Origin of the sequence: Priestia megaterium, assembly GCF_046599315.1 — a bacterium.
GTDB lineage: Bacteria > Bacillota > Bacilli > Bacillales > Bacillaceae_H > Priestia > Priestia megaterium_F.
This window is the reverse complement of the sequence record NZ_JBKIKC010000001.1, coordinates 1,006,414-1,024,908: the sequence shown is the minus strand read 5'-3', so window position 1 is coordinate 1,024,908 and position 18,495 is coordinate 1,006,414. Positions and strand designations below refer to the sequence as shown.

Below are 18,495 nucleotides of genomic sequence, written 5' to 3'. Positions count from 1 at the left end.
ATGCAAAGAGGATTTGCATGCAGCAAATCTACTAGGGTGGTACCGCGGGAGACCTTCTCGTCCCTTTTTGGGATGAGAAGGTCTTTTTGTTATGGTGCAAAAAGATATGAAATTTACGTTTTTTTTGGAGGGTAAAACATGGAATATAAAGATACATTATTGATGCCAAAAACTGAATTTCCAATGCGTGGAAATTTACCGAACCGCGAGCCTAAAATGCAAGAACAGTGGGCTGAAATGAATATTTATGAAAAAGTACAAAAACGTACGGAAGGCCGTCCTCTATTTGTTCTGCATGACGGACCTCCATATGCTAATGGCGATATTCACATGGGACATGCACTAAATAAAATCTTAAAAGACTTTATCGTTCGCTACAAGTCGATGTCAGGCTTTTGCGCACCTTATGTACCAGGCTGGGATACACACGGCTTGCCAATTGAAACAGCTTTAACAAAAAATAAAAAAGTAAACCGCAAAGAAATGACGGTAGCTGAATTCCGTAAGCTTTGCGAACAGTATGCTTGGGAACAAGTAAACGGTCAGCGCGAGCAGTTTAAGCGTTTAGGCGTACGCGGAGATTGGGATAATCCATATGTAACGCTTCAGCCACAGTACGAAGCGCAACAAATCAAAGTGTTTGGTGACATGGCGAAAAAAGGCTATATCTACAAAGGGTTAAAACCTGTGTACTGGTCTCCTTCAAGTGAATCTGCTTTAGCAGAAGCGGAAATTGAATACTATGACAAGCGCTCAGCCTCTATTTACGTAGCGTTTAATGTAAAAGATGGCAAAGGCGTGCTTGAACAAGATGAAAAATTTATCATTTGGACGACAACACCATGGACAATGCCAGCTAACCAAGGGATTGCTGTCAATCCTGAGCTTCAGTATAGCGTAGTTGAAGCAGATGGAGCAAAATATGTAGTAGCAACTGAACTGCTTGAAACGGTTGCTAAAGAAATTGAATGGGCTGATTATAAGACACTTCGTACGGTAAAAGGTTCAGAACTTGAGCGCGTGGTAGCTGAACATCCAATCTATAAGCGTGATTCTTTAGTTGTTCTTGGTGATCACGTCACAACAGACGCTGGTACTGGCTGTGTTCATACAGCACCGGGACACGGGGAAGACGACTTTATCGTTGGTCAAAAATACGGATTGGAAGTTCTTTGCCCAGTTGATAGCAAAGGTCATATGACAAATGAAGCACCAGGATTTGAAGGATTATTCTATGATAAAGCAAACAAACCAATTACAGACAAACTAGAAGAAGAAGGCGCGCTGTTAAAATTAAGTTTCATTACCCACTCATACCCACATGACTGGCGTACAAAGAAGCCAACCATTTTCCGCGCAACAGCACAATGGTTTGCGTCTATTAAAGATTTCCGTGAAGATTTATTAAAAGCAGTGCAAAAAACAGAATGGGTGCCTACTTGGGGTGAAACGCGACTTTATAACATGGTGCGTGACCGCGGAGACTGGTGTATTTCTCGTCAACGTGCATGGGGCGTTCCTATTCCGGTATTTTATGCTGAAAATGATGAGCCAATCATTACGGATGAGACAATTGAACATGTATCAAATCTATTTAGAGAACATGGATCAAACGTATGGTTTGAGCGTGAAGCAAAAGACTTGCTTCCAGAAGGCTTTACTCATGAAGGAAGCCCAAATGGCCGCTTTACTAAAGAAACAGACATTATGGACGTATGGTTTGACTCGGGTTCTTCACATCAAGCTGTTCTTGAAGAACGTGAAGACTTACAGCGTCCGGCTGATTTGTATTTAGAAGGTTCTGACCAATATCGAGGCTGGTTCAATTCAAGTCTTTCTACAAGTGTAGCTGTAACAGGTGAAGCACCTTATAAAGCGGTACTTAGCCATGGATTTGCTTTAGATGGCGAAGGTCGCAAGATGAGTAAGTCATTAGGAAATGTTGTAATTCCAGAAAAAGTAATGAAACAACTAGGTGCAGATATTCTACGTCTATGGGTAGCTTCCGTAGATTACCAAGCGGATGTTCGTGTATCTGATAACATCTTAAAACAAGTAGCGGAAGTATATCGTAAGATCCGCAACACCTTCCGCTTCTTACTAGGAAACTTAGCGGACTTTAACCCAACAACTGACGCTGTAGCTGTTGAAAATCTTCGTGAAGTAGACCGCTACATGCTTGTGAAGCTGAACAAATTAATTGATAAAGTGAAAAAATCTTATGATTCATATGAATTCTCAAGCATTTATCACGCGGTGCATAATTTCTGTACAATTGATATGAGTTCATTCTACTTAGACTTTGCAAAAGATGTATTGTACATTGAAGCAGAAAATAATGAAGAGCGTCGCAGCATTCAAACGGTTCTTTATGAAACATTATTATCGTTAACAAAATTAGTGTCTCCAATTCTTTCTCATACGGCAGATGAAGTATGGGTTCACATTCCAAATGTAACGGAAGAAAGCGTGCAGCTAGTTGATATGCCAGAGGTTCAAGAAATTGAAGGAGCGGATCAACTAGTAGAGAAATGGGATGCATTCATGGAGCTTCGCGATGAAGTATTAAAAGCGCTAGAACAAGCTCGTAATGAAAAAGTAATCGGTAAATCTTTAGAGGCTAAATTAACGCTGTATCCAACAGCAGATACGAAAGAGCTGTTAGTGTCTATTTCTGAAAATATAGGTCAACTCTTTATCGTTTCAGATCTTGAAGTAGCAGAAGGTGAAGCACCTGCTGAAGCACAGAAATTCAGCTATGCTTCAATTGTCGTAAGTAAAGCTGAAGGTGAGAAGTGTGAACGCTGCTGGGTTGTATCACCAACAGTTGGTGAAGATCAAGATCACCCAACTTTATGTACACGCTGTGCGGATGTTGTGAAAAATCACTACGTTCAGCAATAATTAACAAAAACACGTCCTTTACGGGCGTGTTTTTTGTTGTACGAAATTCCCAAATACAATGGTATAGAGCATTTAAAGCCTTAGGAAAAACTTGTGTTGTAGATTCGATGGAAAACTCGGTAAACCTAACATCATAAATACTTCATCTTATCAGCACAGGAGGCGTTTGCATGTATGAAAATTATCTTTCCATTGGACAGGAATTAGCTCTTATCAAAGAAGAATTACAAGATCGCCTAGTGAGATATGCTACAGAACAATCTGGTTATATAGATGAAAAGGAACGTTACGTAATAGAAATGATTAAAGCGGATTTAAAAGATGTAGAACACGCGTTAGCGAAGCTTGACGTTGGTGCATTTGGAATTGATGAACTAACTGGTGAAGTGATGTCTATTCATAAATTAAAAGTAATGCCGACGGCCCGCACAAACGAAGATTTATTTGTTTTATGGTGAGAAGCGAGAAAAAAAATGAATTATGTGCTAAAATGCTTTAGTATGGATTCGTTTGATTTTATTGCGGGAGGAAAACATTTGTGTTTTATTATCTTATCGCTTTAGCTGTTATACTTATTGATCAGGTAACAAAATGGATTATTGTAAAAGAAATGTATTATGGGCAAAGCATTACCGTGATTGAAAACTTTCTTTACATTACCTCTCATCGTAACAGAGGAGCCGCGTGGGGGATTTTACAAGGACAGATGTGGTTCTTTTATCTCATTACGGTAGTTGTGGTAGTCGGTTTAATAATTTATATTCAAAAGCTCAAAAAACAAGATAAATGGTTCGGTATTGCGCTAGCATTAATGTTGGGCGGCGCTATTGGAAACTTTATTGATCGAGTGGTCCGTAAAGAAGTAGTTGATTTCGTAAATACATACATCTTTACGTATGATTTTCCGATTTTTAACGTAGCTGATTCGGCACTTGTCGTCGGAGTAATCATCATGTTTATTATGACGCTGTTTGAAGGGAAAATGAAGAAGGAGCACAAAGAATGAATGTAATAGAAACAGTTATAAATGAAGAACAAGCAGGAGAACGTATTGATAAAGTACTTTCAACTGTAAATGCAGAATGGTCACGTTCACAGGTTCAGCAGTGGATCAAAGAAGGTCACGCGAAAGTGAATGATAAAATTGTTAAAGGAAACTATAAATGTAAAACAGGAGACGCTATCGTTATTGAAGTGCCGGAACTAGAAGAGCTTGATGTAGTAGCGGAAGAAATGGATTTAGATATTTATTATGAAGATCAAGATGTGCTTGTTGTCAACAAACCTCGCGGTATGGTTGTACATCCGGCTCCAGGTCATCATAGCGGCACGCTCGTAAACGGCTTAATGGCTCATTGTAAAGACTTATCTGGTATTAACGGCGTTATGCGCCCTGGTATCGTTCATCGTATTGATAAAGATACGTCAGGTTTACTTATGGTCGCAAAAAATGATTTAGCTCATGAATCATTAGTTAGTCAGCTCGTAGCTAAAACAGTGACGCGTCGCTATAAAGCGATCGTTCACGGAGTAATTGCTCATGATCACGGTACGATTGATGCGCCGATTGGACGCGACAAGCAAGATCGTCAAAGCATGACGGTAACTGATGAAAACAGTCGTGATGCAGTGACTCATTTTACTGTATTACAGCGTTTTAAAGATTTTTCACTTGTCGAATGTAAGCTAGAAACGGGACGAACACATCAGATTCGCGTTCATATGAAGTATATTGGCTTTCCGCTTGCGGGGGATCCGAAATACGGACCGAAAAAAACGCTTCCGATTGACGGACAAGCGCTTCATGCAGGTGTATTGGGCTTTATTCACCCTCGTACAAATGAATATATGGAATTTGAAGCACCAGCTCCAAAAGAGTTTAATGATATGCTAGAGCTTATTGAAAAAAGAAGTTGACAACTGTCATAAGTGATGGCATACTTGTAGTAACTTAATAAGAACCTTTAAGAACAGTCCAGAGAGGCTGAGAAGGAAACGGTACAGAAAAGGCATACTTGTAGCCTTTCTGAAGAAATATGTCTAAAACCAAATCCTCTTGCCTCCAGGCAAGAGGATTTTTTATGTCAACAACTTGAGGTGAAAAACAGTGAACGTAAAAGCTACCGTACTTGACGAACAGGCTATTCGCCGTGCTCTAACTCGAATTGCACATGAGATCATTGAAAAGAATAAAGGAATTGAAAATTGTGTGCTAGTCGGTATTAAGACGCGAGGCATTTATATCGCAAAACGTTTAGCAGAGCGAATTGCACAAATTGAAGGAAACACATTGCCAGTCGGAGAACTAGACATCACGCTTTACCGAGATGATTTATCGAAAGTGACAAGCAATGACGAGCCTCTCGTAAAAGGATCAGATATTCCGACAGATATTGCAAATAAGAACGTCATCTTAGTAGACGATGTGTTATATACGGGCCGTACGGTTCGAGCAGCACTTGATGCACTGATTGATATCGGCCGACCTGAACTCATTCAGCTGGCTGTTTTAGTGGATAGAGGCCACCGCGAGCTGCCGATTCGAGCAGACTATGTTGGTAAAAACGTACCGACAGCTAAAAGTGAAAAAATTGCGGTGCATTTAATGGAAGTAGACGAAAAAGACCACGTGTCTATTTACGAAAAATAAATTATATACCCTTTTAAATGGTAGTCCCGTGAGGCTGCAAAAGGGGGATCACTATATAAGGAAAACTATGCTGCGGTATAGCGTCTTCCTTGTATGCTGAAAACCTCTTTGCCTCTGCGTAAAGAGGTTTTTTTAATAGTGATAGGAGGAAAAACATATGAGTCAACAACGAGATTTTGTACTTGATATACATGAAAAACCAAAAGCAGTAAATTGGTTAACATTGAGTCTGCAGCATTTGTTTGCAATGTTTGGATCAACGGTGTTAGTGCCGTTTCTAGTTGGGTTCAGCCCAGCAATTGCTTTGATTTCAAGCGGGGTAGGAACGCTTGCTTTCCTGCTCATTACAAGAGGTCAAATTCCTTCTTATCTTGGTTCATCGTTCGCGTTCATTACGCCAATCATTTTTGCAAAAGCTTCGTTTGGACCTGAAGAAACGATGGTTGGCTGCTTCTTAGCCGGACTTGTTTATGGAATCGTTGCTTTGATTATAAAAGGAACAGGAATTAATTGGATTATGAAGCTGCTTCCTCCGGTTGTAGTAGGACCAGTTATTATGGTTATAGGCTTAGGGCTAGCTAATACAGCAGTAGGTATGGCTATGAACGATGCAAAAGGACATTACAGCTTAACTTACCTGATGGTTGCGCTTGTGACGCTAGCTATAACAGTTGCTTGCTCAATCTTCTTTAAAAACATCATCAGTCTGATTCCGGTACTGATGGGAATTATTGGCGGATACATCTTCGCTTATACACAAGGGCTGGTAGACTTCTCAAAGGTAGTGAAAGCAGAATGGATTGAAGTGCCTCACTTCTACGTACCGTTTGTCACATACACGCCGTCCATTTCATTAGGGATTGTGCTTATCATGGTACCTGTAGCAGTCGTAACCCTTTCAGAACATATCGGACACATTCTCGTCTTAAATAAGATTGTGGATCGAAACTATATTGAAAAGCCAGGGCTGCACAGATCGATTTTAGGAGACGGAGTAGCAACTATGCTTGCCGCGCTGATCGGCGGGCCGCCAAATACAACATACGGTGAGAACATCGGAGTGTTAGCCATTACAAAGGTGCTTAGCGTATTTGTGATAGCAGGAGCAGCAGTCTTCGCGATTTTGTTCGGGTTTGTCGGCAAAATCAACGCTCTTATTTCGAGTATACCAACGCCTGTCATGGGAGGAATTTCGATTCTCTTATTCGGAATCATTGCTTCATCAGGCTTGCGCATGATGGTGGATTCAAAGGTAGACCTTGGATCAAAACGAAACTTAATGATTGCTTCGATTATCTTAGTATTAGGAATCGGAGGAGCACACTTAGATATCTCAGAACATGTAAAGATTGATAGCATGGCGCTGTCTGCGATCATGGGAGTTCTGCTGAATCTAGTTCTGCCGAAAGAGAAGGTAAAAGAAGCAGAAAATGTTCAACAAACGTCAGCACGAAAAATTTCATAGAACGCCTTTTAATTGAAATCCAGAGAGGTTTCTAAGGGTGTGTGAAAAGCGCGTTATAGACGATGCTTGTTTTCTTACACCCTTTCTAAGTTAGAAAGGGTGTTTTTTATAAAGAAATGCGAGGAAAGCAAAAATGGAGGGAATCGATATGAAACATTTAGTGACAGTCTCAACACTAGAAACAAATGAAATTCTAGAGATTTTAGACAGCGCTGAAAACTATCGAACGAATAAACAAGGATGGAAACCGGAAGAGAAAATGTTTGTTGCCAACTTATTTTTTGAAGCAAGCACGCGTACTCGATGCAGCTTTGAAATGGCAGAACAGCAGCTAGGATTAACAACGATTCCGTTTGAAGTAACAACTTCAAGCGTCCAAAAAGGGGAAACGCTTTATGACACGATTGAAACATTAGCTTCAATCGGCGTTCAGTCAGTTGTTATTCGCCACCCGCAAGATCGTTATTACGAAGAACTGCAGAAAAAAGTATCGATTCCCATCATTAATGCAGGGGACGGATGCGGTCAGCATCCAACTCAGTGTTTGCTTGATCTACTGACCATTCGTCAAGAGTTCGGCTCGTTTCAAGGATTAAAAGTCGCAATAGTCGGAGATTTGCGACATAGCCGCGTAGCGAGATCGAATGCTGAAATGCTGACAAAGCTAGGAGCGACCGTATATTTTGCGGGACCTGAAGAGTGGAAAGATGAAGAGAATAGACACGGTACATATCTTGATATCGATGAAGCAATCGAAACGGTCGATGTTGTGATGCTGCTGCGTATTCAATTTGAAAGGCATGAAGAGAACACTTCAGAGCTTGCACAGAACTACCACAGCCGCTTCGGGTTAACCGTTGAACGAGAGCAAAAAATGAAATCACACAGCATTATTCTTCATCCAGCTCCTGTGAACAGAGGAGTCGAAATCGCAGATGAGCTCGTTGAGTGTGAACGTTCAAGAATTTTTAAACAAATGCAAAATGGCGTGTACATTCGAATGGCAGTATTAGCAAGAGCGCTACAACCAATTGAAAGGGGACTTAATAATAATGACAACAATTATCAAAAATGCTACATGGTTAAATGAAGGAAAAATTGAAAAAGTCGAACTGAAAATTGAAAATGGTGCAATTGCTGAAATAGCTTCACACATCGACGTACAGAATGAAGAAGTTATTGATGCAGGCGGGAACTTCTTATCACCGGGTTTAATCGATGTCCACGTTCACTTACGCGAGCCGGGAGGAGAAAAGAAAGAAACGATTGAAACAGGCACTCTAGCAGCGGCAAAGGGCGGTTTTACAGCAATTGCTGCAATGCCAAATACGCGTCCAGTTCCTGATACGGTTGAACAAATGGAGTGGGTAAACAAGCGTATTGAAGAAACAGCACATGTGCGCGTATTGCCGTACGCATCGATTACCACTCGCCAATTAGGGAAAGAACTAACGGACTTTGAAGGCTTAAAAGAAGCGGGAGCATTTGCTTTTACAGATGATGGAGTAGGTGTTCAGTCAACAGGAATGATGCTAGAAGCGATGAAAAAAGCCGCTTCATTAGATAAGGCAATCGTTGCCCACTGTGAAGATAATGATTTAATTAACAAAGGCTGCGTACACGACGGGAAATTCGCAAAAGAACATGGACTAAACGGTATTCCTTCTATCTGCGAAGCCGTTCAAATTGCACGAGATGTCCTGCTTGCTGAAGCAGCAAACTGCCACTACCATGTGTGTCACGTAAGTACAAAAGAATCGATTCGCGCCATTCGTGATGCGAAAAAAGCAGGCATTCGCGTAACTGCAGAAGTAACGCCTCATCATCTACTGCTAAATGAGGAAGACATCCCTGGACTTGATTCGAACTTTAAAATGAATCCGCCGCTTCGAGGGAAAGATGATCAACAGGCATTAATTGAAGCTTTATTAGACGGAACGCTTGATTTTATCGCCACTGATCATGCACCGCACACAGCGGACGAAAAAGCAGAAGGCATGGAGCTTGCGCCATTTGGTATTGTGGGACTTGAAACAGCTTTCCCGCTTCTTTATACAAACTTAGTATTAAAAGAGGTAATAACGCTAGAGCAGCTAGTATCGTATTTAACAAACAAGCCTGCTGAAACGTTCAACCTTCCTTATGGCACGATTGAAGTAGGAAAAAAAGCAGATTTAACCATCATTGATCTTGAAACAGAAAAAGCAATTAATCCAGAAGAATTTGTATCAAAAGGTAAAAACACGCCGTTTGCTAACTGGGTATGCAAAGGTTGGCCGGTAATGACATTAGTAGAAGGTAAACGAGTATGGGAGGATGTTAAAGCATGCAACGTCAACTAATTTTAGAAGATGGAACAGTATTTATCGGAAAAGGATTCGGCAGCGACAAAGAAATGACAGGAGAAGTTGTTTTCAACACGGGAATGACAGGGTATCAAGAAATTCTATCTGATCCATCATACTGTGCACAAATTGTGACATTAACATATCCTTTAATCGGAAATTACGGTATTAACCGCGATGACTTTGAATCGATTGAACCAGCGGTCCACGGTTTGATTGTAAAAGAAATTTGTGATGTTCCTTCAAACTTTAGAAGCGAACTATCAGTAGATGAATTTTTAAAACAAAAAGACATTCCAGGATTAGCTGGAATTGACACGCGAAAATTAACACGAAAAATTCGTCAGCACGGTGCGCTTCGTGGACGCGTGTGTAAGATGGAAGTCAATGTAGAAGAAGTGGTAGCTCAGCTTCAAAATCATAAGCTTCCAACGGATTCCGTTAAAAAGGTATCAACTGTGAAGCCTTATCCAAGCCCAGGTAGAGGTAAAAAAGTGGTACTCGTTGACTTTGGAATGAAACACGGAATTTTACGTGAATTAACAGCTCGTCAATGCGACGTGATTGTGGTTCCTTATAACGTAACTGCGCAAGAAATTCTTCAATTAAATCCAGATGGCATCATGTTAAGCAACGGACCTGGAGATCCAAAAGACGTGCCTGAAGCAATCGAGATGATTCAAGGGGTTTTAGGAAAAGTTCCGCTGTTCGGAATTTGCTTAGGACATCAGCTGTTTGCACTAGCATGCGGAGCAGATACAGAAAAAATGAAATTTGGTCATCGTGGATCCAACCATCCTGTAAAGGATCTCAAAACCAATAAAGTAGCTCTTACATCTCAAAACCACGGTTATACAGTGTGTGAGCCATCTCTTGTCAATACGCCACTAGAAGTTACGCACGTTGCGCTTAACGATGGAACGGTTGAAGGGGTAAAACATAAAGAATATCCGGCATTTACGGTTCAATATCACCCTGAGGCATCACCGGGACCTGAAGATGCAAACGGATTGTTCAACGAATTTATGAATCTTATGAAAAACAATCAGAAAGTAGGTAATTGCTAATGCCAAAACGTCAAGATATTAACACAATTCTCGTAATCGGATCAGGACCAATCGTCATCGGACAGGCGGCAGAGTTTGACTATGCAGGAGCGCAAGCATGTATTGCGTTAAAAGAAGAAGGATACAAAGTTATTCTTGTGAACTCCAATCCCGCAACAATTATGACAGACTCAGAAATGGCAGATAAAGTATACATTGAACCTCTAACGGTTGAATTTGTAAGCTCAATTATTCGTAAAGAACGCCCGGATGCATTACTTCCAACGCTTGGCGGTCAAACGGGACTGAATTTAGCAGTAGAATTACACGAAACTGGTATTTTAGATGAATTTAACGTAGAAATTCTTGGTACAAAATTATCCGCTATTGAACAGGCTGAAGATCGTGAACAGTTCCGTTCATTAATGAATGAACTAAATCAGCCTGTCCCAGCAAGTGAAATTATTCATACGCTAGACGAAGCGTATGCGTTTGTTGAACAAGTAAACTATCCGGTAATCGTACGTCCTGCTTATACGCTTGGCGGTACGGGAGGCGGAATTTGTAACAATGAGCAAGAGTTGATTGAAATTGTAACAAGTGGATTAAAACACAGTCCTGTAACACAGTGCTTACTTGAAAAAAGTATTGCAGGCTTTAAAGAAATTGAATATGAAGTAATGCGCGATGCAAACGACAATGCCATCGTAGTATGTAATATGGAAAACTTTGATCCGGTCGGTATTCATACGGGGGATTCAATTGTTGTGGCGCCAAGCCAAACGCTAAGCGATCGTGAATACCAGCTGCTTAGAAACGCGTCGCTAACAATTATCCGAGCGCTTAAAATCGAAGGCGGATGTAACGTTCAGCTAGCGTTAGACCCAGAAAGCTTCCAGTATTACGTAATTGAAGTAAACCCTCGTGTAAGCCGCTCATCGGCCTTAGCATCAAAAGCAACAGGGTATCCAATTGCAAAATTAGCAGCAAAAATTGCGGTAGGGTTAACATTAGATGAAATGATGAACCCGGTAACTGGTAAGACATACGCATGTTTCGAACCAGCACTAGATTACATCGTATCTAAAATTCCACGCTGGCCGTTTGATAAATTTGAATCAGCTAACCGTAAATTAGGCACACAGATGAAAGCCACGGGTGAAGTAATGGCAATTGGCCGTACATTCGAAGAGTCAATTTTAAAAGCTGTGCGCTCACTAGAGTCAAACGTTCATCACCTAGAGTTAAAAGATGCGCATGAATTCGATGATGTCATTATTGAAAAGCGTATTCGCAAAGCTGGTGACGAGCGATTATTCTACGTCGCAGAGGCTATTCGCCGCGGCGTAACGATTCAGCAAATTCATGAGTGGAGCAAAATCGATCTTTTCTTCTTAGTAAAACTTGAAAAAGTGATTGCTTTTGAAAATGTGTTAAAAGAAGAGATTCATAACGTAGAAGTTTTACAGGAAGCAAAAGAAATGGGATTTGCAGACTGCACGATTGCTAAGCTGTGGAATCAAACAGAGCGGGAAGTATACGATTTCCGTAAACAAAATGGCGTGATGCCAGTATACAAAACAGTAGATACATGTGCAGCAGAATTTGAATCAACAACACCATATTTCTACGGTACGTTTGAAGATGAAAATGAATCGATTGTTACAGATCGTAAAAGCGTTGTGGTGCTAGGCTCAGGTCCAATCCGCATCGGTCAAGGAATTGAATTTGATTATGCAACGGTTCACTCCGTGTGGGCGATTAAAGAAGCTGGATATGAAGCGATTATTGTGAATAACAACCCAGAAACTGTATCGACTGACTTCAGTATTTCAGATAAATTATATTTCGAGCCGCTAACGATTGAAGATGTCATGCATATCATTGATTTAGAAAAACCAGAAGGTGTAGTTGTACAGTTCGGTGGGCAGACCGCAATTAACTTAGCAGACGAGCTAGAAGCAAGAGGCGTAAAGATTTTAGGAACGTCGCTTGAAAGCTTAGATGCAGCAGAAGACCGTAAAAAATTCGAAGCGACGCTAGCACGTTTAGAAGTACCTCAGCCGCTTGGAAAGACGGTTACTTCAGTTGAAGAAGCAGTGGTTGTTGCAGAAGAAATCGGCTATCCGGTGCTAGTACGTCCTTCATACGTACTAGGCGGACGCGCGATGGAAATCGTGTATAAAGAAGAGGAGCTGCTTCACTATATGAAACACGCGGTGAAAGTACACGCTGATCACCCGGTATTAATCGATCGCTACTTAACTGGAAAAGAAATTGAAGTAGATGCAATTTCAGACGGTGAAACAGTGGTCATTCCAGGGATCATGGAACATGTAGAGCGCGCGGGTGTACACTCAGGTGACTCCATCGCTGTATATCCACCACAAACTTTGTCACAAGACGTAAAAGATACAATTATTGATTACACAACGAGAATCGCAAAAGGCTTAAACATTATCGGGCTGCTTAACATTCAGTTCGTCTTATCAAAAGGAGAAGTGTTTGTTCTTGAAGTAAATCCTCGCTCAAGCCGTACGGTACCGTTCTTAAGTAAAATCACGCGTATTCCGATGGCGAATGTGGCAACAAAAGTTATTTTAGGAACAAGTTTGCGAGATCTTGGCTACGAATCAGGCATGCATCCTGAAGAAGAAGGTGTCTACGTAAAAGTGCCGGTCTTCTCATTTGCCAAACTGCGTCGCGTAGATATTACGCTTGGACCTGAAATGAAATCTACTGGAGAAGTAATGGGGCAAGATTCAACGTACGAAAAAGCATTATATAAAGGATTAATTGCTTCAGGAATGTCCATTAAGCCATACGGCTCAGTACTTATGACAGTGGCGGATAAAGATAAAGAAGAGGCAACAGCGTTAGCGAAGCGTTTTGCTAACATTGGGTATCAAGTGATTGCAACGGAAGGGACAGCTTCAACGTTTACAAAAGAAGATATTCGCGTGAAAGTAGTAAATAAAATTCATCATGAAGATCACAATCTTTTAGATGTGATACGAAAAGGAGAAGCGCAGCTTGTCATCAACACGCTAACAAAAGGAAAGCAGCCTGCGCGTGACGGATTTAAAATTCGCCGTGAAGCAGTTGAGAATGGCGTACCTTGCTTAACATCACTTGATACAGCAGAAGCGATTTTACGAGTGCTTGAAACAATCAGCTTCCACACAACGCCAATGAAAAAAGTTCGTCCAACTAAAGAGGTGACAACCGTATGATCAAACATGAAATGATGCAAGTCGTCAGTCAGCGACCGTTAACACACAATGTATATGAATTAACCCTTCAAGGCGAGCTTGTTCGTTTCATGAATGAGCCGGGCAGTTTGTGCATATCCGAGTCAACAATGACTATTTGCCACTGCTTCGCAGACCAATCAGTATTGCTGAAATCGATCAAACGCACGAACAGTTTACGATGATTTACCGTGCAGAAGGGGCGGGCACATCGCTGCTTGCCGAAAAGCAAGCCGGTCAGTCGATTGACGTATTAGGTCCGCTTGGTCATGGTTTTCCATTAGAGGCGATAGAGTCAGGTCAAACAGCTTTATTAGTAGGGGGAGGCATTGGAGTGCCTCCGCTCTATGAGCTTTCAAAAAGACTTCGTGAAAAAGGCGTACAGGTTATTCACGTGCTGGGATTTCAATCAAAAGCAGACGTATTTTATGAACGAGAGTTTTTAGCTTTAGGAGAAACATATATTGCAACGGTAGATGGTTCTTACGGAACAAAAGGTTTTGTTACAACGGTGATTGATGAGCAGCAGTTTTTATATGACGTTATGTTTTCATGCGGTCCAACTCCGATGTTAAAAGCACTAGAAAATAACTATACAAACAAGCCGCTTTACATTTCATTAGAAGAAAGAATGGGCTGTGGAATCGGTGCTTGTTTTGCATGTGTATGCAAGGAAAGTGAAGATTCCACGGCGTATAAAAAAATCTGCAGCGACGGTCCCGTCTTTCAAGCAGGGGAGGTGCTTTTATGAGTATGCTAAAAACGACATTACCAGGATTAGATTTGAAAAATCCAATTATGCCAGCGTCCGGCTGTTTTGGGTTTGGGCGTGAGTATGCTCAGTTTTATTCACTTGATGCACTTGGAGCCATTATGATTAAAGCGACTACTGCTGAAACTCGTTTTGGCAATCCCACTCCTCGCGTAGCGGAAACATCTGCAGGAATGTTAAATGCAATTGGATTACAAAATCCTGGGTTAGAGAAAGTAATGAATGAAGAGCTCGTTTGGCTTCAACAATACGATGTGCCGATCATTGCGAACGTAGCTGGTGCTTCGATTGAAGAATATGTGCACGTAGCAAAAGAAATTTCAACCGTATCAAATGTGAAAGCACTGGAATTAAATATTTCATGCCCCAATGTAAAAGAAGGCGGAATTGCGTTTGGCGTAGATCCTCTCATCGCTGCTCGTTTAACAAAAGCGGTAAAAGATGTTTCAAATGTTCCAGTTTATGTTAAACTATCACCAAACGTATCCAATATTGTAGACATGGCGATGGCTGTTGAAGACGCTGGTGCAGACGGCTTAACGATGATCAATACGCTTTTAGGGATGCGTCTGGATTTAAAAACAGCTCAGCCGGTTTTAGCAAACGGCACTGGTGGACTGTCAGGCCCATCAATTAAACCCGTAGCGATTCGAATGGTACATGAAGTGAGCCAAAAAGTGAACATTCCGATTATTGGTATGGGCGGAGTGACGACTGCTGAAGATGCACTCGAGTTTCTATATGCAGGTGCAAGTGCAGTAGCGGTTGGTACAGCAAACTTTGTCGATCCGTATGTGTGTCCAACTATTATTGACGAACTGCCAAGACTATTAACATCATTAGGATACGAGCATGTTTCAGAGTGTATCGGAAGGAGCTGGAAAAAGCGTGAAACAACCGTTAATCATTGCTCTTGATTTTTCATCAATTAACGATCTACACCAGTTTTTAATGCCTTTTCAACAAGAGTCATTATTTGTGAAAGTAGGCATGGAACTGTTTTATAAAGAAGGGCTATCCATAATTTCTGCATTAAAAGAGCAAAACCACCAAATCTTTTTAGACTTAAAGCTTCATGATATTCCAAATACGGTAAAGCAAGGAATGAAGTCTTTAGCTTCTCTTGAAGTGGACTTGGTTAACGTTCATGCCGCTGGCGGAACGAATATGATGCAAGCAGCCATTGAAGGACTTGACTTAGGAACCGCTGCTGGCAAAAAGCGCCCTGATTGTATTGCGGTTACTCAGCTAACAAGTACATCTGATGAAATGCTAAAAGAGCAGCAGCTCATTACACATTCGATGCAAGAAGTGGTTGTGCATTATGCAACGCTTGCCAAAAAAAGTGGACTAGACGGCGTTGTATGCTCTACTCATGAAGTGCCTTCGATTCGAAAAGCAGCAGGAGAGGACTTTTTGACCGTAACGCCGGGTATTCGTATGGGAACAGATTCGGTAGATGACCAAGTGCGCGTAGCAACTCCTCAGCTAGCGAGAGAATATGGATCGAGTGCCATTGTCGTTGGACGTTCTATTACTAAAGCAAAAGACCCGCTTAAAGCATATTATGAGATGTTACAGCAGTGGAAAGGGGAGCGTATTACGCCATGACAAAACTACGAAAAGAAATTGCAAAACAATTAATTGATATCGAGGCAGTAAGCCTTCAACCAAACGAGCCGTTTACGTGGGCTTCCGGAATTAAGTCACCTATTTATTGTGACAACCGCTTAACGCTTAGCTACCCAAAAGTGCGAAAAGAAATTGCAAAAGGTCTGCAGCATTTAATTAAAACGTATTTTGCCAATGTGGAAGTGATTGCTGGTACAGCTACAGCTGGTATTCCTCATGCAGCATGGGTAAGTGAAGCGTTAGAGCTTCCAATGTGCTATGTGCGAAGCAAAGCAAAAGAACATGGTCAAGGAAATCAAATCGAAGGAAAAGTAACAAAAGGCCAAAAAGTAGTTGTGATTGAAGATTTGATTTCAACTGGCGGAAGCGTGTTTACTGCAGTAGATGCATTAAAAGCGCAAGGGTGTGAAGTGTTAGGAGTTGTGTCTATCTTTACATATGAGCTGGAAAAAGCGCGTCAGCTGTTTAAAGAAAAAGAACTTCAAGTTTATTCGCTAACAGACTACTCTACGCTAGTAGAAGCGGCAAACGAAGCGGGATACATTGAAGAAGAGGCGATGGAAAAGCTATTTAAATGGCGTGAAAATCCTTCAGACCCTTCATGGATGAACTAAACTGAATCTCTAAAAACCCCCTTTCTATATAGAAAGGGGGTTTTATTATGACTGACGCAGCTTCAGTACAAGTTCTTCACTAGGCGTTACGTACACCGTTTGCTGGTTATCGTACGTTACAAAACCAGGTTTGGCACCGCTTGGTTTTTTTACGTGGCGAATTTTTGTATAGTCGACGGGCACGGAGCTTGAATTCTTGGCTTTACTAAAGTAAGCAGCAAGGTGAGCCGCTTCTAAAATCGTTTCCTCTGAAGGCTCTTGACTACGAATAACAACGTGAGAACCCGGTATATCTTTCGTATGAAACCAAACGTCATCACGAGCGGCAAGGCGATTTGTTAAATATTCATTTTGCTTATTGTTTTTTCCAACTAAAATCGTCGTGCCGTCGCTTGAAACGTATTGTTCGAGAGTAGGTGTAGTGTTTTTTTGTTTTTTTGCTTGTTTTTGCTGACGGTTGCGCAAATATCCTTCTTCCACAAGCTCTTCACGAATCTCGGCGATGTCTTTGTGAGTAGCAGTATCCATTTGCTGAATAAGCGATTCAAAATAATGTACTTCTTCGTTTGCTTTTTCAATTTGTTCGATTACAATCGAAACGGAGTTTTTCGCTTTTTGATACTTTGTAAAATAGCTTTGAGCATTTTGAGACGGTGATTTTTGTGGATCTAATGAAATGGTGAGCGTACCGCTATTTTCATCGTAATAATTAATCACATCCACTTTCGCATCTCCTTTTTTGACAAGGTGTAAGTTTGCCGTAAGGAGTTCACCGGCTAGCTGATAATCAGATGCTTTTTCTGCATTTTGCAGCGTTTGCTCAAGTTTTTTTATTTTTTTCTCATTTTTCTTTTTCTCAGTGGAAATAAACTGCACTAAATCATGCGCTTGCTGCTTTACGCGATCTCGCTCTGCTTTCCCGTAGTAGTAGCGATCAAGAAGCTCGCTGATGGTTGCATACGTTTTTTGTGTGCCCTCTAAATGCGTCAATTCTAGTAAATAAAAATAGTCTTTTTGATTAACGGTTGTCAGGGTCGGTGTAAACTGACCTTCTTTGATCAGCGTCATCGTTTCGACGAATGATTTTGGAAGGGTAGAACGATTCGCTAAGCCAGAGCGAAAAACCACTTCATTTGCAATTAAAGGAGAAAGCCCCGAGAAGGTTTGCACTAGCTGGGTGGCTAACTTTCCGCTATTAAAATCAATTTTTTTAATCACAGTTTCTTCGTCCGCTTCAAATGGATGAAGCTTATCTTGGCTAGGAGGCAGTACGTAAGGAGCTCCGGGTAGAAGCGTACGGTGCCTGTTCAAGGCCATTGGAACGTGCTTAATACTGTCGATAATCGTTTGTTTTTCTTTATCTACAAGTACAACATTACTATGTCTTCCCATGATTTCAATAATAAGCTGCTTGTACGTCACGTCGCCAATTTCATTTCGTCCTTTTGTTTCAATGACTAAAATGCGGTCTAATCCAAGCTGATACACTTGTTCAATAATGCTTCCTTCTAAATGTTTGCGAAGAAGCATACAAAACATAGGAGGTTCAGATGGGTTTTCATAGGGCTCGTTTGTAAAATGAACGCGTGAATAGTTAGGGTGAGCTGAAATTAAAAGTTTGCGGTTTTCACCTTTAGCGCGTACTTGTAAAATCAACTCGTTTGGAAACGGCTGATATATTTTTGAAATTCGTCCTGAAACCAAGGTCTCAGATAGTTCTTGTAAAATGCCATATGTAAAAATACCATCAAATGACATAGTGCTCACATCCTTAAGTAATTGAAAATTGTCCTATAGAAAAGTATAGCATTTTTTA

Annotated in this window: 14 protein-coding genes, 1 pseudogene and 1 other annotated feature (1 of these 16 only partly in view); of the genes and pseudogenes, 14 read left to right on the top strand and 1 reads right to left on the bottom strand. The window is 41.1% G+C overall.

Translation table 11 applies throughout. The features are described from left to right. Positions 1-68, top strand: a binding site (T-box leader); it begins 153 nt to the left of the window's first position. A gap of 70 nt (positions 69-138) precedes the next feature. The 14 genes and pseudogenes from ileS (at position 139) to pyrE (ending at position 16,679) form a co-directional block, all read left to right on the top strand. Next, entirely contained in the window at positions 139-2,904 is a 2,766-nt protein-coding gene (ileS, locus tag ACLHDF_RS05600; protein WP_413917965.1) for an isoleucine--tRNA ligase, read from the top strand. Positions 2,905-3,074: 170 nt separating this feature from the next. Next, on the top strand, positions 3,075-3,362 hold the full coding sequence (locus tag ACLHDF_RS05595; RefSeq protein WP_013058943.1) for a conjugal transfer protein TraR: 288 nt from the start codon (positions 3,075-3,077) through the stop codon (positions 3,360-3,362). Between the two features lie 80 nt (positions 3,363-3,442). After that, the gene (gene lspA, locus ACLHDF_RS05590; RefSeq protein WP_387536194.1) at positions 3,443-3,910 is read left to right on the top strand and encodes a signal peptidase II; all 468 of its coding nucleotides are present in this window, start codon (positions 3,443-3,445) and stop codon (positions 3,908-3,910) included. Beyond that, positions 3,907-4,821 carry an RluA family pseudouridine synthase gene (locus tag ACLHDF_RS05585; RefSeq protein WP_413917964.1) on the top strand — a complete coding sequence of 305 codons (915 nt, stop codon included), beginning with the start codon at positions 3,907-3,909 and terminating at the stop codon, positions 4,819-4,821. Before lspA ends, ACLHDF_RS05585 begins: the two co-directional genes overlap by 4 nt. 190 nt (positions 4,822-5,011) lie before the next feature. Beyond that, entirely contained in the window at positions 5,012-5,554 is a 543-nt protein-coding gene (pyrR, locus tag ACLHDF_RS05580) for a bifunctional pyr operon transcriptional regulator/uracil phosphoribosyltransferase PyrR (protein WP_013058940.1), read from the top strand. Positions 5,555-5,711: 157 nt separating this feature from the next. Continuing rightward, the gene (locus tag ACLHDF_RS05575; RefSeq protein ID WP_413917963.1) at positions 5,712-7,019 is read left to right on the top strand and encodes a uracil-xanthine permease family protein; all 1,308 of its coding nucleotides are present in this window, start codon (positions 5,712-5,714) and stop codon (positions 7,017-7,019) included. A 148-nt stretch (positions 7,020-7,167) separates the two neighbouring features. After that, entirely contained in the window at positions 7,168-8,109 is a 942-nt protein-coding gene (locus tag ACLHDF_RS05570; RefSeq protein ID WP_413917962.1) for an aspartate carbamoyltransferase catalytic subunit, read from the top strand. After that, positions 8,072-9,361: a dihydroorotase gene (locus ACLHDF_RS05565; protein WP_413917961.1), complete on the top strand. Its 1,290-nt coding sequence runs from the start codon at positions 8,072-8,074 to the stop codon at positions 9,359-9,361. The genes ACLHDF_RS05570 and ACLHDF_RS05565 overlap by 38 nt, the downstream gene beginning before the upstream one ends. Continuing rightward, complete coding sequence (locus ACLHDF_RS05560) at positions 9,346-10,431, top strand: carbamoyl phosphate synthase small subunit (RefSeq protein ID WP_413917960.1); 1,086 nt, start codon at positions 9,346-9,348, stop codon at positions 10,429-10,431. Before ACLHDF_RS05565 ends, ACLHDF_RS05560 begins: the two co-directional genes overlap by 16 nt. Continuing rightward, entirely contained in the window at positions 10,431-13,643 is a 3,213-nt protein-coding gene (carB, locus tag ACLHDF_RS05555; RefSeq protein WP_413917959.1) for a carbamoyl-phosphate synthase large subunit, read from the top strand. The genes ACLHDF_RS05560 and carB overlap by 1 nt, the downstream gene beginning before the upstream one ends. Continuing rightward, positions 13,640-14,412 (top strand): annotated as a pseudogene (locus ACLHDF_RS05550) (dihydroorotate dehydrogenase electron transfer subunit). The gene carB and the pseudogene ACLHDF_RS05550 overlap by 4 nt, the downstream one beginning before the upstream one ends. Then, positions 14,409-15,350 carry a dihydroorotate dehydrogenase gene (locus ACLHDF_RS05545; RefSeq protein ID WP_413917958.1) on the top strand — a complete coding sequence of 314 codons (942 nt, stop codon included), beginning with the start codon at positions 14,409-14,411 and terminating at the stop codon, positions 15,348-15,350. Before ACLHDF_RS05550 ends, ACLHDF_RS05545 begins: the two are co-directional and overlap by 4 nt. After that, a complete protein-coding gene (gene pyrF, locus ACLHDF_RS05540) occupies positions 15,322-16,044 on the top strand; it encodes an orotidine-5'-phosphate decarboxylase (protein ID WP_413917957.1) in 723 nt (240 codons plus the stop codon). The genes ACLHDF_RS05545 and pyrF overlap by 29 nt, the downstream gene beginning before the upstream one ends. Next, entirely contained in the window at positions 16,041-16,679 is a 639-nt protein-coding gene (pyrE, locus tag ACLHDF_RS05535) for an orotate phosphoribosyltransferase (RefSeq protein WP_413917956.1), read from the top strand. Before pyrF ends, pyrE begins: the two co-directional genes overlap by 4 nt. Before the next feature lie 45 nt (positions 16,680-16,724). Here pyrE and ACLHDF_RS05530 read toward each other — a convergent pair whose 3' ends face one another. Beyond that, positions 16,725-18,437 (bottom strand): NFACT family protein, encoded by a 1,713-nt coding sequence (locus ACLHDF_RS05530; protein ID WP_413917955.1) that lies wholly within the window; start codon positions 18,435-18,437, stop codon positions 16,725-16,727. Between the last annotated feature and the right edge of the window lie 58 nt (positions 18,438-18,495).

Excerpts from the sequence above, each read along its gene's own strand:
- ACLHDF_RS05575 (WP_413917963.1), top strand. The coding sequence starts at position 5,712 with ATGAGTCAACAACGAGATTTTGTACTTGATATACATGAAAAACCAAAA.
- ACLHDF_RS05530 (WP_413917955.1), bottom strand. The coding sequence starts at position 18,437 with ATGTCATTTGATGGTATTTTTACATATGGCATTTTACAAGAACTATCT.
- ileS (WP_413917965.1), top strand. The coding sequence starts at position 139 with ATGGAATATAAAGATACATTATTGATGCCAAAAACTGAATTTCCAATG.
- ACLHDF_RS05595 (WP_013058943.1), top strand. The coding sequence starts at position 3,075 with ATGTATGAAAATTATCTTTCCATTGGACAGGAATTAGCTCTTATCAAA.
- ACLHDF_RS05565 (WP_413917961.1), top strand. The coding sequence starts at position 8,072 with ATGACAACAATTATCAAAAATGCTACATGGTTAAATGAAGGAAAAATT.
- ACLHDF_RS05570 (WP_413917962.1), top strand. The coding sequence starts at position 7,168 with ATGAAACATTTAGTGACAGTCTCAACACTAGAAACAAATGAAATTCTA.
- ACLHDF_RS05545 (WP_413917958.1), top strand. The coding sequence starts at position 14,409 with ATGAGTATGCTAAAAACGACATTACCAGGATTAGATTTGAAAAATCCA.
- pyrE (WP_413917956.1), top strand. The coding sequence starts at position 16,041 with ATGACAAAACTACGAAAAGAAATTGCAAAACAATTAATTGATATCGAG.
- ACLHDF_RS05585 (WP_413917964.1), top strand. The coding sequence starts at position 3,907 with ATGAATGTAATAGAAACAGTTATAAATGAAGAACAAGCAGGAGAACGT.
- ACLHDF_RS05560 (WP_413917960.1), top strand. The coding sequence starts at position 9,346 with ATGCAACGTCAACTAATTTTAGAAGATGGAACAGTATTTATCGGAAAA.
- carB (WP_413917959.1), top strand. The coding sequence starts at position 10,431 with ATGCCAAAACGTCAAGATATTAACACAATTCTCGTAATCGGATCAGGA.